A 15,676-nucleotide genomic window follows, 5' to 3' on the forward strand; every position below is an offset into this window, starting at 1 on the left:
GGATCGAATCCCTGTTTCATGACTCTGCCTGATGACCGGCGCCGCCGATATCACCCCGGTGGGCGATCAACAGGTCAGCCAGCGCCTGCGCGGCCACCGACAAGCTGCGGCCTTTGCGCTGCACCAGATAAAGCGGCCGGGTCAGCGCGCGTCCGGCCAAAGGCACCACGCGCAAGTCGTTGCTGGCGAAATGAAAAAGCGTCATGGCGGGCACAACCGACACCCCCAACCCGGCGCGCACCAGCCCGGTCACGGTGGCCAGATGCTCCACCTCAAACACCGGCAAAGGCGCATCGGCGCCGAAAGCCTCGTCCAGATGCTTGCGCACACTGCTGCCGCGCGCTAGCTGGATGACGGGGTAGCGGGTGATGTCCCGCAGGCGCACCTTGGCCTGCTTCGCCAAAGGATGATCTGCGCGGCACACCAGGAAATAACGGTCGGCGTGCAGGAATTCGCTGTCCAGATCCGTCATGTCCGGGCGGCGCGAGGCCACGGCGAAGTCCACTTGTCCGCTTTGCACCATGTCCAGGCACGGGTCCAGCAAGGCGTCGCGCAGATCCACCACAATGCCGGGATGCGCCTGGCCGAAGCGAGCCAGCAAGCCAGGCAACCAGCCCGCCGCCAACGAAGGCAGCGCGGCCAGCGCCACACGTCCACGGCGGCGGGCAGCGTGGTCGCGCATGTCTTCCATGACCAGGTCCATGTCCGCCAGCAGGCGGCGCGCGGACGCATCCAATACCCTGCCCTCGGCCGTCAGCTCGACGTGCCGGGTGTTGCGATCAAACAGCTTTAGTCCCGCGCTGTCTTCCAGTTGACGGATCAGTGCGCTGAACGCGGGCTGGGTCAGATGGCAGCGCTGGGCCGCCCGCGTGAAATGGCGTTCGTCGGCAAGCGCGACAAAAGCGCGCAGTTGCCGGGCGGATAGATTCATGGCTTTTCTCTATCAATTAATCCGATCTTTCTATTTTACGGATGATCCGCGTATGCCTATAGTGGCCTGAAACCGCAAGGCCGACTGGACCTCTCATGCCTCAATCTCCCCTGCTTATCGGCTGCGCCTCTGGCTTTTCTGGCGACCGAAGCGACGGCGCCGCCGCCGTGGTGCGCACGTTGGCCGCCCAGGGCGGCGGCACGCTTATCTTCGAAACGCTTGCCGAACGCACGCTGGCGCTGGCGCAATTGGCGCGCAACGACGACCCCAATCGCGGCTATGAACCGCTGCTGGACGAGCTGGTGTCGCCGGTGCTGGCGGACTGCCTGCGTCACGGCATCAACATCGTCAGCAACTTTGGCGCGGCCAACCCGCTAGCCGCCGCCCGGCGCATTGCCGCCATCGCGCGTGAACAAGGCTTGCCCGTGCCACGCATTGCCGTCATTCATGGCGATGCCCTGAACACACCCGAACAACGCGCCCTGCTGCAAGAACGCCTGGGCGACGCGCTGACCGGACACGATGTGGTCAGCGCCACCGCCTATCTGGGCGCCACGGAAATCGCGCAGGCCTTGGCGGCCGGCGCGCAGGTGGTGGTGGCGGGCCGCGTGGCCGACCCTTCGCTCACGTTGGGTCCGGCAATGGCTCATTTTGGCTGGGACGCGGAAGACTGGCACCGCCTGGGCCGCGCCACCATGGCCGGCCACATGCTGGAATGCGGCTTGCAGGTGACCGGGGGCTATTTCTGCGTACCGGGATTGAAAGAGGTGCCTGACGTGCATGCGGCGGGTTTTCCCATTACGCAGATTGATGCCGACGGCGAATTCATCATCAGCAAGGCCGATGCCACCGGCGGCGCGGTGGACGCCCGCACGGTGAAGGAACAGCTTCTGTATGAAGTCCACGACCCCGCGCGTTATCTCACGCCCGATGTGGTGGCTGACTTGAGCCAGGCGCGCGTCGTGGAACTGGGTGGCAACCGCGTTGCGGTACACGGCATCACCGGCCACGCGCGGCCGTCCGAATTGAAGGTCAACGTCTGCTATCGCGGCGGCTGGCTGGCCGAAGCCGAGATCTCTTACGCCGGCGTACAAGCCGAAGCGCGTGCCCGCCTAGCCGCGGACATCGTGCAGAAGCGGCTGGGATCCGAATTCACTTTGCGCGCCGATCTGATCGGCGCCATCAGCATCCTGGGCGACGACGCCGGCGAATTGCGCCGCGCGCTGCCCGATTCCCATGCGCGCGACGTACGCCTGCGCCTGGCGGGCGAACACGCCGACCGTGCCCAGGCCGAGCGCATCCTGCGCGAAGTGACAGCGCTTTACACCTGCGGCCCCGCGGGCGGCGGCGGCGTACGCACGGCGCTGCGCCCCCGGCTGAACATGGTGTCATGCACCATCCCCCGCGACGCTGTACACAGCGGCTGGAGTTTCCTGGAGGCCATCGCGCCATGACCCACTCGTCAAACCCGCAGGCCGTGCCGCTATACCGCCTGGCCCACAGCCGTTCCGGCGACAAAGGCAATATTTCCAACTTGAGCCTGATTGCCTGGGACCCCGAATGCTACGAGGTACTGGTGGCGCAAGTGACCGAGGCGCGCGTGGCCGACTGGTTCGCGTACCGCCATCCCGCGCGCGTCACGCGTTATTTGATCCCCACTCTACATGCCATGAACTTTGTGCTGGACGGCGTGCTGGACGGCGGCGTGAATGACGCGCTGAACCTCGACACGCACGGCAAAAGCCTGTCTTTCAGATTGCTGGACCTGACGGTGGAGGTCAGTGCTGAACTGGCGCGCCGGCTGCCAGATGTACCCGGCGACCGTCCCGCGGCCGCCTGATTTTTTTCACCCCCTATAAAAAAACACCACAGGAGACACAACATGCGTATTTCGTCCAAGGGCCGCCTGGCCCTGTTGCTGGCCGCGGCCCTGCCCTTGACCGCCCTGGCTCAATCGTTCCCCACCAAGCCCATTACCTTCATCGTGCCGTTTGCAGCCGGCAGCGCTACCGACCAGATCGGCCGCGCTATCGGCCAGGGCGTCACCGAGCAAACCGGCCAGGCCGTGGTCATTGAAAACAAGCCGGGCGCCAGCGCGATGATCGGCGCCGCCGCCGGTGCGCGGGCCACACCGGATGGCTATACGGTGTTGATCACCACCAACACTACCCACGCCGCCAATGAGCACCTGTACAAATCGCTGACTTATCACCCGGTGAAGGACTTCGCGCCGATCACCTTGCTGGGCAAAGGCGGCCAGATCATGGTGGTGAACCCCAGCTCGCCGGCCAAGACCGTGGGGGAATTCCTGGCGCAAGCCAAGAAACAGCCGGGCAAGCTGAGCTTTGGCAGCGGCAGTTCCAGCAGCCGCATCGCGGGTGAACTCTTGCAGCAGATGGCCGGTGTGCAACTGCTGCACGTGCCGTACAAGAGCAATCCGCTGGCAGTCACTGATCTGCTGGGCGGCCAGATCGACATGATGATTACCGACACGGCCACCGGCCTGCCGCAAGTCAAATCCGGCAAGCTGCGCGCCCTGGGCGTGACGGGCACGGCGCGCTCGCCGTTGGCCCCGGACGTGCCGACGATTGCCGAAGCAGGAGTACCCGGCTATGAAATGGGCTACTGGTTCGCGGCCTACGCGCCGGCCGGCACACCGCCTGACGTGGTCAAGCGCCTGAACGAACTGCTGGTCAACGCCACCAAGGCCAAGCCGGCCCAGCAGTTCTATGCCCAGACCGGCACCGACGCCGCCAGCTCCACGCCGGACGAATTGGCCAAGTTCCAGCAAGCCGAATCAAAGAAGTGGGGCGAAATCATCAAGAAGGCGGGCATCAAGCCCGAATGATGGCGGCGCATTTTGACCGCCATGGCCCATGACTTGCCACACAGCAAAAAACCCATCGCATTGAACTGACCCCCGAAAGTTGGACTTTGATCCATCCTTCGGGGGTTTTTTGCATGGCAAAGTACGACGAGCAGTTCAAGCTGGACGCTGTCCGGCGGTATCTGTCTGAACAGCATAGTTATGCGGAAGTGGCGCGGGAGGTCGGCGTGGACTATGCGTTGCTGCGGCGATGGGTGGCTGTCTACCAACTGCATGGACGGGCTGGTTTAGTCAGGCCGCGCAAGCGGTATTCGGCGCAATTCAAATTTGAGGTGTTGAAGCGCATCGAGCAGGACGGCTTGTCGGACAGGCAGGCTGTGGCGGTTTACAACTTGGGCGATTCCGGGGCCATCGGCAAATGGCGTCGTGGGTATGATGAGGGCGGAATGGGCGCATTGGCGCCCAGACGTCGAGATAGCCCCGCCATGCCACACAAGTATCCACCCGAGCCAACAGCCAAGGACATGACAGAGAAGCAGTTGCGCGAAGAGAACGCGTACCTGCGAGCGGAGCTCGATTACCTAAAAAAACTCGATGCCTTGATCCAAGCGGAACGGACCGAAGCGCTGGTGAAAAAGCGCAAATGGTCCAAGGGTTGAGGCATCGTCATCCGCTGGCGCTATTGCTGAGAGCAGCCAAGCTGTCGCGCAGCACGTTCTATTACCACCTGAAGGCGCTTGGCGCCGTGGACCCGTACGCCGAGCTCAAGCAGCGCATCGACGCGGTCTATGCGCAGCACAAGGGCCGCTATGGTTACCGCCGGATCACGGCGGTGCTGCGCCAGGCAGGTGAGCTGGTGAATCACAAGACGGTGCAGAAGCTGATGCAGGCGCTGGGCTTGAAGTCGCTCGTGCGCGCCAAGAAGTACCGGTCATATCGAGGTCAGTCGCATCATGTGGCGGCCAACGTGTTGGCGCGTCGCTTCGAGGCCGAGCGTCCGAACGAGAAGTGGGTCACCGACGTGACCGAGTTCAACGTGCGTGGCGAGAAGCTGTACCTGTCGCCGGTGATGGACCTGTACAACGGCGAGATCGTGGCCTACGAGACCGCTCTGCGGCCGGTGTTCAAGCTCGTGGGCAGCATGCTGAAGAAGGCGCTGGCGCGGCTGCGGCCGACGGAGCGCCCCGTGCTGCACTCCGACCAGGGCTGGCAATACCAGCAGCCCATCTACCGGCGCATGCTGGCCGCCCGGTCCGTCACGCAGAGCATGTCACGCAAGGGCAACTGCCTGGACAATGCCGCCATGGAAAGCTTCTTCGGCACGCTCAAAGCAGAGTTCTTCCACCTCAACCGCTTCGAGAGCATCGAGCAGTTGCAGGCCGGCATCCGGCAGTACATCCATTACTACAATCACAATCGCATCAAGCTCAAGCTAAAAGGCCTGAGCCCGGTGCAATACCGAGCTCAGGCCTTCGGGCTTTAGTTGACCGTCCAACTTCTGGGGGTCAGTTCACATGCGATGGGTTTTTTGCTTCAAGATGTTGGCGGCGTATTTATCGATTATTTATCAACAAACGCGCGCTCAACCACGTAGTCGCCCGGCTGACCTACGCCCGGTGACACGGTGAAGCCGCGCTTGTCGAGCATGGCGCTGATGTCGGCCAGCATATGCGGGCTGCCGCAAATCATGGCGCGGTCGGTTTCCGGGTTGATTTGCGGAATGCCGATGTCGTCGCACAGCTTGCCGTTTTCCATCAGTTCGGTGATGCGGCCCTGGTTGCGGAACGGCTCACGCGTAACGGTGGGGTAGTACACAAGCTTGTCGCGAACGACGTCACCGAAGAACTCATTGTTCGGCAGTTCTTTCTCGATGAAGTCGGCGTAGGCCAATTCGCTGACCCAACGCACGCCATGCACCAGAATGACCTTGTCGAAACGTTCGTAGATGTCCGGGTCTTTGATGATGCTCATGAAGGGCGCCAGGCCCGTGCCCGTACCGAACAGGAACAGATGCTTGCCGGGCTTCAGGTCATCAACGACCAAGGTGCCAACCGGCTTGCGGCTGACCAGAATGGTGTCGCCCTCTTTCAGGTGCTGCAGCCGCGACGTCAACGGGCCGTTCTGCACCTTGATGCTGAGGAATTCGAGGTTTTCTTCGTAGTTGGCGCTGGCGATGCTGTAGGCCCGCAAGAGCGGTTTGCCTTCGACTTCCAGGCCGATCATGACGAAGTGGCCGTTGTGGAACCGCAAGGCCGCGTCACGAGTCGTGGTGAAGGAGAACAGGGTGTCGTTCCAGTGGTGCACGCTAAGTACGCGCTCTGTGTTGAAAGCAGCCATGTCAAATTCGCTTATTAGGGTTGTCCCTATTCTACAGGTCTTGTTGGGAACTTGTCTCATTATTCCGTAATACGCTTATGCCGTATTGATAGGGATCAAGGCTGGAACGGCCACCGCTTACGAAAAGTTGAACGCGTCTTTGCTTCCTGTTATCGTCGCGTTCTCAGTTGATAATCATTTTCGTTAGCAGACTGTTTTAAGCAGCGGAATGCCCGGTTTTTGCCCGGCGCTTCCCTTGCAGCCCTAGCCGGAGTTCCCGACATGACCAAGCGTCCCCAATTGAATTCGCTGCTGCGCGCCCTCGCGCTGGCAGGCGCCGCCGCCTTCACCGTTTCGGCCAATGCCGCCGAAGAAGTCAGCCTGTACACCACTCGGGAACCCAAGCTGATCCAGCCGTTGCTGGACGCCTTCACGAAAGAAAGCGGTATCAAGGTCAACACTGTTTTCGTCAAGGACGGCCTGCTGGAGCGCGTCAAGGCCGAAGGCGCCAAGTCGCCCGCCGACGTGCTGATGACCGTGGACATCGGTAACCTGCTGGACCTGGTTGACGGCGGCGTGACGCAATCGATCAAGTCGCAGACCCTGGAATCGGTGATTCCCGCCAACCTGCGCGGCGCTGACGGCAAGTGGTACGCCCTGTCGCTGCGCGACCGCGTGCTGTATGTGGAAAAGGACCTGAAGCTGGAATCCTTCCGCTACGAAGACCTGGCCGACCCGAAGTGGAAAGGCAAGGTCTGCATCCGTTCCGGCCAGCACCCCTACAACACCGCCATGATCGCGTCCATGATCGCGCATGACGGCGCGGAAGCCACCGAAAAATGGCTGCGCGGCGTGAAGGCCAACCTGGCGCGCAAGGCCGCGGGCGGTGACCGCGACGTGGCGCGCGACATCCTGGGCGGCATTTGCGACATCGGCCTGGCCAACGCCTACTACGTGGGCCACATGAAGAACGCCCAACCCGGCACCGACGCACGTAAATGGGGCGATGCCATCAAAGTCATCCGCCCGACGTTCGCCAACGAGAAAAGTGGTGGTACGCACGTGAACGTCAGCGGCGCAGCCGTCGCCGCGCACGCGCCGCACAAGGAAAACGCCATCAAGCTGCTGGACTTCCTGGTGTCGGAACCCGCCCAGGCGCTGTATGCCCAGGCCAACTATGAATACCCCGTGCGCAAGGGCGTGAAGCTGGACCCGGTTATTGCCAGCTTTGGTGAATTGAAGGTTGATCCGCTGCCCCTGACCGAAATCGCCAAGCATCGCAAACAAGCCAGCGAACTGGTTGACAAGGTCGGCTTCGACAACTGATCCCCGATAGCCGCATGGCGCTTATGGCGTGATGCGGCCGTCTGACAGTATTGGGCCTGTTCCCTTTTTTGAAGGGAACAGGCCTTGCCATTGATGCCATCAACTTTGAAGTATGCACACTGAATCTTTGCCCCGGCCTTTGCCCCGGCCAATGCGCCTGCGCTGGACAGAACGCGGCGCAGGCTGGCTGGCGGGCGCCGGGCTGATCGCCCTGGCCGTGCTGGCCCCCGTGCTGACGCTGGGCTGGTGGGCGTTGGGTGGTGACCTGGCGCATTGGCAGCACCTGGCCAGCTACGTGCTGCCGCAAGCGCTTGCCAACACCGCGATGCTGCTGGCAGGCGTGGGCGTGGTCGTCACACTGCTGGGCACGGGCGCGGCCTGGCTGGTGACCGCTTACGACTTTCCCACGCGCCGCATCCTGACCTGGGCGCTGCTGCTGCCGCTGGCCGTACCCACGTACATCATCGCCTTTGCCTACCTGGACCTGCTGCACCCCATCGGCCCCATCCAGACGGCCATCCGCACCCTGCTTGGCTACGACAGCCCGCGCCAGTTTCGCTTGCCGGACCTGCGCTCGATATACGGCGCCATCTTCGTGCTGGGCTTTGTGTTGTATCCCTACGTTTACCTGAGTACCCGCGTGATGTTCATGACGCAGGCGGCCAGCCTGCTGGAAGCCGCGCGCACCTTGGGCGCGGGCCGCGTGGCCGTGTTTTGCCGGGTAGCCCTGCCGTTGGCGCGCCCCGCCATCGTGGTGGGCGTCAGCCTGGCGCTGCTGGAAACCTTGAACGACATCGGCGCCTCTGAATTCCTGGGTGTTCAGACCTTGACAGTGTCGGTCTACACCACCTGGGTCACGCGGTCCGACCTGGCGGGTGCCGCGCAGATTGCGCTGACGATGCTGGCCATCGTGATTGGGCTGATCCTGCTCGAACGCCACGGCCGCAAGCGCCAGCGCTATGCCAACACGCAGCGCATGCGGCCGATGCAGGCGCGCCGCCTACGGGGCCCGGCCGCCGCCGTTGCCGCCGTGCTGGGCTGGATTCCCGTCATGCTGGGCTTTGTGGCGCCCGCCTTGTATCTGGTGGTGGAAACCTACAAGCGCCTGCATCTGGTGGGCGGCGTGTCCGAGCAACTGATCAACGGCCTGAGCAACACGCTGATCGTGGCGTTCAGCGCCACCATCGTCACGCTGCTTTGCGGCTTGATCGTGGCGTGGGCCGGCCGCACCTTGCGCGAGAGCGCAAGCTTCAACCCTGGCCGAGCCTGCGCGCGTATTGCAAGCCTGGGCTACGCGGTGCCCGGCACCGTGCTGGCGATCGGGCTGCTGACGCCTTTTGTGTGGATCGATACGGCGGTCGCCAAGGTCTTTGGCGGCACCGGCCTGTTCCTGATGGGGTCCATGGCGGCGCTGGTGTGCGCCTACGTGATTCGCTTTTTGGCTATTTCCACCGGCGCGCTGGAAGCCGGGCTTGCGCGCATTCCGCCTTCGCTTGAACAAGCATCGCGCCTGTTGGGCGAAAGCGCGGGCGGCACTTTGCGCCGCGTCCACCTGCCCTTGCTGCGGCCCGCGCTGGCGGCCAGTGCCTTGCTGGTGTTCGTTGACGCCATGAAGGAACTGCCCGCCACCCTGCTGCTGCGCCCCATGAATTTCGACACGCTGGCAACCTGGCTGTACGCTGAAGCCGCCCGCGGCACGTACGAGGAAGGCGCCGTCGCAGCGCTGGCGATCGTGCTGGCCGGCCTTCTGCCCGTCATCCTGCTGGCGCGCACCAATCTGAAAATGGGACATTGATCATCGTGCCCGATCCCTTAGAAATTGAACATCTTTCCCTGGCTTACGACACGCCCAAGGGCTTGAAGCCCGTTGTGCAGGACTTGTCGCTGGGCCTGCCCGTGGGCCATATCGGCTGCTTGCTGGGTGAATCCGGCTGCGGCAAGACAACGGTGCTGCGCGCCATTGCCGGCTTTGAGCCCGTGCGCGCTGGCCGCATCCTGCTGGACGGCACGGTGATCTCGTCGCCCACCGAGCAGGTCGCGCCCGAACACCGCCGCGTCGGCATGATGTTTCAGGATTACGCCCTGTTCCCGCACCTGACGGTGGCGCTGAACGTCGCTTTCGGCCTGCGCAAGCTGCCGCGCATCGAGCGCGCGCGCCGCGTTGAAGAAATGCTGACGCTGGTGGGCCTGGCCCATGCAGCCAACAGCTATCCTCACGAGATCTCAGGCGGACAACAGCAACGCGTGGCGCTGGCACGGGCGCTGGCGCCCTCACCCGACCTGCTGCTGCTGGACGAACCGTTTTCCAATCTGGACGTGGATACCCGCGAGCGCCTGGCGTTCGAGGTACGTGACATCCTCAAGACCACGGGCCATACCGCCATGCTCGTCACGCACAATCAGGCCGAAGCGTTTGCCATCGCGGACCGCATCGGGGTGATGAGCCAGGGCAGCATCGCGCAGTGGGACACCCCCTACAACCTGCACCATCGCCCCAGCAACGACTTCGTGCGCGACTTCATCCGCCGCGAAGCCTTGGAAGAACAGCGCGAGCAGGCTTTCGCCCGCGGGCGCTGAACATTCCGCGATGCGCCGCCGATAATTAGACGCGCGGTTCGGGCAGCGGGATGAATTCCGTTTCGTCGCCCGGCACTACCTGATCAAATCGCGTGCGCTGCCAGTCCTGCTTGGCTTGTTCGATGCGGTCCTTGCTGCTGGACACGAAGTTCCACCAGACGTAGCGCGGGCCGTCCAGGGGCTCGCCGCCGATGACGGCAAAACGGGCGGCGGTAATGGCGCGGATCTGCACGGGGCGGCCGGGTGCGAAGATAACCAGGCGTCCGCTTTCAAAGACTTGGCCGTCGACTTCCACCGTGCCTTGCGCCAGGTAGGCGGCACGTTCTTCGTATTCCGCCGGCAGCACCGTGGTGGCGCCGGCTTGCAATTGCAGGTCGCCATAGAAGAGCGGCGACAGCGTCTTCACGGACGACGTCTTGCCGAACAGCGAGCCTGCCACAACCTGGGCACGCACGCCCTCGCCTTCAATCACCGGCTGCGCGTCCAACCCGTAGTGTGTGAAGCCAGGGTCCGTTTCTTCGTACTTGGTGGGCAGGCCCACCCAAATTTGCAGGCCACAGAGGCGTTGCGGCGACAGGCGGGCTTCGGGGGACGAACGCTCCGAGTGCACGATGCCGCGCCCCGCCGTCATCCAGTTCACTTCGCCCGGAAGAATGGTCTGGGTATGGCCAGCACCGTCGCGATGCACCATCGACCCTTCGTACAGATAGGTCACCGTGGACAGGCCGATATGCGGATGGGGCCGTACGTCGATGCCGGCGCCCACGTCAAAATCTGCGGGACCCATGTGGTCCAGGAACACGAACGGCCCAACCGTGCGGCGCTGCGCCGACGGAATGGCGCGCCGGACGGAAAAACCGCCCAGGTCGCTGGTGCGCGGCACGACGATGGTTTCGATCTGGCTTTCGCCTGCTTCGGACAAAGTGGACATGGTGTAGAACTCCGCATGAATTGGCCAGAGGCCATCGTAGAAAGAAGGCCAGCGGCCATCTTAAGGCCCATTGGCCTCGTCAAATAACAAGCCGGGCGGAAACCCTTCCCGCCCGGCCCTCGTGGCTTACGCCAGGTCAAACACCAGCACTTCGGCCTTCTTGCCGGCAGACAGTTCGACACGGGTTTCATCCGTGATCGCCACGGCATCGCCGCCCGACAGCTCAACACCGTTGACGGTCAGCGTGCCGCGCGCCACATGAACCCAGGCCCGCCGACCCGTCGCCAGTTCCAGCGTGGCGGATTCTTCTCCATCAAACAGGCCGCCGTAAAGCCGCGCGTCTTGATGGATCTTCATCGAACCGCCTTCGCCATCAGGCGACACCAGCGCTTGCAGACGGCCACGCTTTTCTGCATCGCTGAACTCGCGCTCTTCGTATTCCGGCGCAATACCGGTCACATCGGGCTCGATCCAGATTTGCAGCATGTGCGTTTCGGTGTCGGGCAGCGGGTTGAACTCGGAGTGCATCACGCCACGACCCGCGCTCATCCGCTGCACATTGCCCGGCTTGATCGTCGAGCCGCTGCCCATGCTGTCCTTGTGGGCGATGGCGCCGTCCAGCACATAGGTAATGATCTCCATGTCGCGATGGCCGTGGGTGCCAAAACCGCGTCCGGCGGCGATACGATCGTCGTTGATGACGCGCAGCGAGCCAAAGCCCATGTGAGCCGGGTCGTAGTAGTTGGCGAAGGAAAAGGTGTGAAACGAATCCAGCCATCCGTGGTTGGCGTGACCCCGTTCGTTAGCGCGGCGAATCGTAAGCATTGCGGACTCCTGTTTCAATAATATGAATGATTATCGAGGTGCGGCACTAGCCTTGCTTCGTTGCCATTTCGCCGCACCCCTGGCATGAGTGATATTCTGCGCGCGCCACATAGGCGCTTTGGCGCTATATTTTGACGAGCTCATTCAAATTTTTTGAATATCCACTTCCGACCCGATATGCAGCCCATTACGCCTGAATTGCTCATCCTGGTAGACGCCATCGCCCGCCACGGCAGTTTTGCCAAAGCAGCCCGGGAATTGGGCAAAGTGCCCTCTGCGGTTACTTATTCGATACGCAAGCTGGAAGATGGGCTGGACGTGTTGCTGTTCGACCGCTCCGGGCATCGCGCGTTACTGACGCCAGCGGGCGAGGCGCTGCTGAAGGACGGACGGCATGTGCTGCAATCGTTGGATGACTTGGCTTGCCGCGTCAAGCGAATTGCCACGGGGTGGGAGGTGGAACTGCGCATTGCGGTCAGCGCGGTGTTGCCGTGGCGGCCGCTGTATGACCTGATCGCTGAATTCCAGACGCTGGAAAGCGCAACGACGCTGCGATTTTCGAGCGAAGTGCTAAGTGGCAACTGGGATGCGTTGACGTCCAACCGCGCGGACCTGGTCATCGGCGCGGGGGCCAATGCAGAGCCCACCGGGCCGTATCGATCGCAAGCCATCGGCACGACCCAGTTTGGTTTCTGCGTGGCGGCGCACCATCCTTTGGCGTCCTTGCCGCAGCCCCTGAGCCGCGCGGACATCACGAAATATTGCGCGGTGGTGGTGGCGGATACTTCGCGGAACCTGCCGCCGCAGTCGCGCGGCATCCTGGCGGATCAGGCCACGCTGGTCATGCCGTCAATGCAGGCAAAGATTGACGCGCAGGTGCGGGGGCTGGGGTGCGGTTATTTGCCATTGACGATGGCCGCGCCGTATCTGGCGCAGGGTTTGTTGGTGGTGTGTGAGACGGATGAAGGGATGTCTCTGACGGAGCACGTGGCTTACGCCTGGCGGGCCGAAGCACCGGGGGAGGCGCTGAAATGGTGGCTGCAGAAGCTGAAATCGCCCAGGCTGTGTGAGAGTTTGCTGGGGATGGGGTGATGGGTTTCGCGCGAATTACGGCGGTGTTCTTGCGACGATTGGTTCGCGCTGCACCCATCCTACGGACGGGGTGATGGGTTTCGCGCGAATTACGGCGGTGTTCTTGCGACGGTTGGTGCGCGCTGCACCCATCCTACGAGGTGCCGTGCGTCGGATGCGTAGGATGGGTGGAGCGCGCCATGCCGTTCAGAAGAACCTGGACGCCGATCGCGCGCAACCCATCAGACCATCACTCGTCCTCAATCCCCAATTCACGCAATTTTCGCGTGATGGTGTTTCGCCCGATCCCCAATCTTGATGCCGCTTCCACGCGGCGGCCGCGGCTGGCGTCCAGGGCGCTTTGCAGCAGGATCTTCTCAAACTGACGGGTCAGCGTGGCCATTACCGCGGGTTCGCCGCGTTCCAGCCGGTATTGCGCATCGCGCAGCAGGGAATCTTGCCAATTGCGCGGCGCGCCATCATCGGCGGCCTGCCCTGCCTGCACCACCGTGCCGATGCCTGAAATCGGTGCGGCCGGACGCAACGGCGCCGACGCGGGCTGTTGCTGCTGGTGCTCCAGCGCGCGGATTTCCGGCGGCAGGTCGGCCCGGTCCACGGTCTGGCCGGGCGCCATTACCGTCAGCCAGTGGCAGAAGTTCTCCAACTGCCGCACGTTGCCCGGAAAGTCGAACTTGGTCAGCACGGCCAGCGCATCCGGCGTCAAGCGTTTGACCGGCACCCCCAGCGTGCGAGCGCTGGCGGTCAGAAAGTGCTGGGCCAGCGCGGGAATGTCTTCCACGCGCTCGCGCAAAGGCGGCAGACGCAGCCGGATCACGTTCAGGCGATGGAACAAGTCTTCGCGGAACAAGCCCTGCTCAACACGCTGCTCCAGCGGCTGGTGAGTGGCCGCCACGATACGCACGTCCACGCGCACCGGCTGCGCGCCGCCCACGCGATAGAAGCTGCCTTCGGCCAGCACACGCAGCAAGCGGGTTTGAAGTTCAATCGGCATGTCGCCGATTTCGTCCAGGAACAGCGTGCCGCCGTGCGCTTCCTCGAAGCGGCCACGACGCAAATTATTGGCGCCCGTAAACGCGCCGCGTTCGTGCCCGAACAATTCGGCTTCAAGCAGGTCACGCGGGATGGCCGCCGCGTTCAAGGCCACAAAGGGCCCGCTGGCGCGCACACCGTGGCCATGCAGCGCACGCGCCACCAATTCCTTGCCCGTGCCCGATTCGCCCGTGATCAACACCGTGACCTTGGACTGCGCCAGCCGGCCAATGGCGCGAAACACTTCCTGCATGGCGGTGGAAGACGACTGCGTCATCATCCAGCGCTCGTTGTTCTGCGCGCCCTCGCCCTGCCCTTCCGGGCTTTCGGGCTGCGCGGATTCCTGCATGGCCCGCTGGATCAGCGCCACCGCTTCGTTCACGTCGAACGGCTTGGCCAGGTAATCAAACGCGCCACCCTGGAAGGCGGACACGGTGCTGTCCAGGTCGGCAAACGCGGTCATCACAATGACCGGCAAGCCGGGATGGCGTTCTTTCAACTGGCGCAACAGCTCCAAGCCATTGCCGCCTGGCATGCGGATATCGGACACCAAGGCGACGGGCGTTTCGCGCGACAGCGCTTCCAGCACGTCGGCCGATTGGGAAAAACTACGGGTGGGGACACCAGCGCGGGCCAGGGCCTTTTCGAGGACCCAGCGGATGGCCTGGTCGTCGTCGACGATCCATACGGGTTTCATCAGTGTGCGGGCTCCATCGGTAGGACCAGGCGAAACTCGGTACGCCCGGGTCGGGATTCAAATTCGATGATGCCGCCGTGCTGCTGCACGAAGTCCTGAGCCAGGCTCAAGCCCAGCCCGGTACCGCCGGCCCTGGCCGTGACCAGCGGGTGAAAAATGCGGTCGCGGATGTGGTCCGGCACGCCGGGACCGTTGTCGATGATGGACAGCACCAGCGCCAGCCGGTGTTGCCGATGGGCCAGCATGACCTGGCGAGCCACGCGAGTGCGCAGCGTCACCACGCCGGGTTCCGTCTGCGGGCCTTGCGGCCGCGCAACCAGTTCCTGCGCCGCGTTGCGCGCAACGTTAAGCACCGCCTGCATCAGACGGGCGGCATCGCCCTTCAAATCTGGCACCGAGGCGTCGTAGTCGCGCAGGATGGTGACATCGTTGCGGAACTCGGCCTGGATCAGCGCGCAGACACGCTCGCAGATTTCATGGATATTCACCGGCCGCGCATTCAGCGGCACACGTTGCGGGCCGCTCAAGCGGTCCACCAGCGCCTGCAGGCGGTCGGCTTCGGAAATAATGACTTGGGTGTATTCAGCCAGCGCTGCACTGGGCAGCTCGGCTTCGAGCAATTGCGCGGCGCCGCGCAAACCGCCCAAGGGGTTCTTCACTTCATGGGCCAGATTGCGCAACAGCTCGCGGTGCGCTTCTATTTCATCCACCAGCCGATGGTTGCGGTCGGCCAGCACGCGCTGTTCGATCTCGCGCGTTTCGATCAATACCGGCCAGCGTTGGCCCGTCAGCCCCACCGTGGTGACCGCGACTTCGACGGATTCGGCGGCGCGCCGCAACGAGGCCAATTGCCTGACGTCGGCGTACCGGCCGGCGGCGGCACGATCGATGGAGGACTGGATATTTTCTGGGGTGTCGAACAGCGTGGCGGCGGAGTGTCCGCAGAGTTGCTTGCGCGAACGGCCGAACAGATCTTCGGCGGCGGCGTTGGCGTATTCAATGTGGCCGCGCTCGTTGACCAGGAAAACGGACGTGGCAAGCAGGTCGAGAGCTTCTACATTCATTTTTCAACGTACCCGAATGACAGGGGAAAAGCGGAACGCGCCCGCGACGGCGGCGCCGGAA

At 63.3% G+C, this 15,676-nt stretch carries 14 protein-coding genes; 8 read left to right on the forward strand and 6 right to left on the reverse strand.

Annotated elements, in window-relative coordinates; all coding sequences use genetic code 11:
* Nucleotides 1-16 precede the first annotated feature (16 nt).
* Nucleotides 17-931: a LysR family transcriptional regulator gene (locus ELS24_RS15715; RefSeq protein ID WP_050444665.1), complete on the reverse strand. Its 915-nt coding sequence runs from the start codon at nucleotides 929-931 to the stop codon at nucleotides 17-19.
* Between the two features lie 95 nt (nucleotides 932-1,026).
* Between ELS24_RS15715 and ELS24_RS15720 the strand changes: the two genes are divergently transcribed.
* From ELS24_RS15720 to ELS24_RS15735, 4 genes are all read left to right on the forward strand, one after another.
* Nucleotides 1,027-2,385 carry an acyclic terpene utilization AtuA family protein gene (locus tag ELS24_RS15720; RefSeq protein ID WP_127184663.1) on the forward strand — a complete coding sequence of 453 codons (1,359 nt, stop codon included), beginning with the start codon at nucleotides 1,027-1,029 and terminating at the stop codon, nucleotides 2,383-2,385.
* Nucleotides 2,382-2,771, forward strand: a complete 390-nt coding sequence (locus ELS24_RS15725) for an AtuA-related protein (protein ID WP_050444663.1) — start codon at nucleotides 2,382-2,384, stop codon at nucleotides 2,769-2,771. Before ELS24_RS15720 ends, ELS24_RS15725 begins: the two co-directional genes overlap by 4 nt.
* A gap of 42 nt (nucleotides 2,772-2,813) precedes the next feature.
* On the forward strand, nucleotides 2,814-3,779 hold the full coding sequence (locus ELS24_RS15730) for a Bug family tripartite tricarboxylate transporter substrate binding protein (protein WP_050444662.1): 966 nt from the start codon (nucleotides 2,814-2,816) through the stop codon (nucleotides 3,777-3,779).
* Between the two features lie 113 nt (nucleotides 3,780-3,892).
* Nucleotides 3,893-5,241, forward strand: a protein-coding gene (locus tag ELS24_RS15735) for an IS3 family transposase (RefSeq protein ID WP_428839643.1) whose coding sequence is annotated in 2 segments (ribosomal slippage) — nucleotides 3,893-4,340 and nucleotides 4,340-5,241 — 1,350 coding nt in all. Because the reading frame shifts where the segments join, the coding sequence is not laid out codon by codon here.
* Between the two features lie 77 nt (nucleotides 5,242-5,318).
* Here the strand turns inward: ELS24_RS15735 and ELS24_RS15740 are convergent.
* Complete coding sequence (locus tag ELS24_RS15740; RefSeq protein ID WP_050446870.1) at nucleotides 5,319-6,095, reverse strand: ferredoxin--NADP reductase; 777 nt, start codon at nucleotides 6,093-6,095, stop codon at nucleotides 5,319-5,321.
* 261 nt (nucleotides 6,096-6,356) lie between these two features.
* Here ELS24_RS15740 and ELS24_RS15745 point away from each other — a divergent pair, with 261 nt between their 5' ends.
* The 3 genes from ELS24_RS15745 to ELS24_RS15755 all read left to right on the forward strand — a co-directional run bounded on the left by ELS24_RS15745 (nucleotide 6,357) and on the right by ELS24_RS15755 (nucleotide 9,977).
* Nucleotides 6,357-7,400 carry a Fe(3+) ABC transporter substrate-binding protein gene (locus tag ELS24_RS15745; RefSeq protein ID WP_050446871.1) on the forward strand — a complete coding sequence of 348 codons (1,044 nt, stop codon included), beginning with the start codon at nucleotides 6,357-6,359 and terminating at the stop codon, nucleotides 7,398-7,400.
* Between the two features lie 112 nt (nucleotides 7,401-7,512).
* Nucleotides 7,513-9,195 (forward strand): ABC transporter permease, encoded by a 1,683-nt coding sequence (locus ELS24_RS15750; RefSeq protein WP_050446872.1) that lies wholly within the window; start codon nucleotides 7,513-7,515, stop codon nucleotides 9,193-9,195.
* 5 nt (nucleotides 9,196-9,200) lie between these two features.
* Nucleotides 9,201-9,977, forward strand: a complete 777-nt coding sequence (locus ELS24_RS15755) for an ABC transporter ATP-binding protein (protein ID WP_127184665.1) — start codon at nucleotides 9,201-9,203, stop codon at nucleotides 9,975-9,977.
* 25 nt (nucleotides 9,978-10,002) lie between these two features.
* Here the strand turns inward: ELS24_RS15755 and ELS24_RS15760 are convergent, their stop codons facing one another.
* Together ELS24_RS15760 and ELS24_RS15765 are read right to left on the reverse strand one after the other, a co-directional pair.
* On the reverse strand, nucleotides 10,003-10,908 hold the full coding sequence (locus ELS24_RS15760; RefSeq protein ID WP_127184666.1) for a pirin family protein: 906 nt from the start codon (nucleotides 10,906-10,908) through the stop codon (nucleotides 10,003-10,005).
* 126 nt (nucleotides 10,909-11,034) lie between these two features.
* On the reverse strand, nucleotides 11,035-11,733 hold the full coding sequence (locus ELS24_RS15765) for a pirin family protein (RefSeq protein WP_127184667.1): 699 nt from the start codon (nucleotides 11,731-11,733) through the stop codon (nucleotides 11,035-11,037).
* A gap of 177 nt (nucleotides 11,734-11,910) precedes the next feature.
* Between ELS24_RS15765 and ELS24_RS15770 the strand changes: the two genes are divergently transcribed.
* Nucleotides 11,911-12,825 (forward strand): LysR family transcriptional regulator, encoded by a 915-nt coding sequence (locus tag ELS24_RS15770; RefSeq protein WP_050446875.1) that lies wholly within the window; start codon nucleotides 11,911-11,913, stop codon nucleotides 12,823-12,825.
* Nucleotides 12,826-13,054: 229 nt separating this feature from the next.
* Here ELS24_RS15770 and ntrC read toward each other — a convergent pair whose 3' ends face one another.
* On the reverse strand, nucleotides 13,055-14,551 hold the full coding sequence (gene ntrC, locus ELS24_RS15775) for a nitrogen regulation protein NR(I) (protein ID WP_050446876.1): 1,497 nt from the start codon (nucleotides 14,549-14,551) through the stop codon (nucleotides 13,055-13,057).
* Entirely contained in the window at nucleotides 14,551-15,615 is a 1,065-nt protein-coding gene (gene glnL / locus ELS24_RS15780) for a nitrogen regulation protein NR(II) (RefSeq protein WP_046804936.1), read from the reverse strand. Before glnL ends, ntrC begins: the two co-directional genes overlap by 1 nt.
* Nucleotides 15,616-15,676: the final 61 nt, after the last annotated feature.

The sequence above is a fragment of the Achromobacter spanius genome (assembly GCF_003994415.1).
GTDB lineage: Bacteria > Pseudomonadota > Gammaproteobacteria > Burkholderiales > Burkholderiaceae_B > Achromobacter > Achromobacter spanius_C.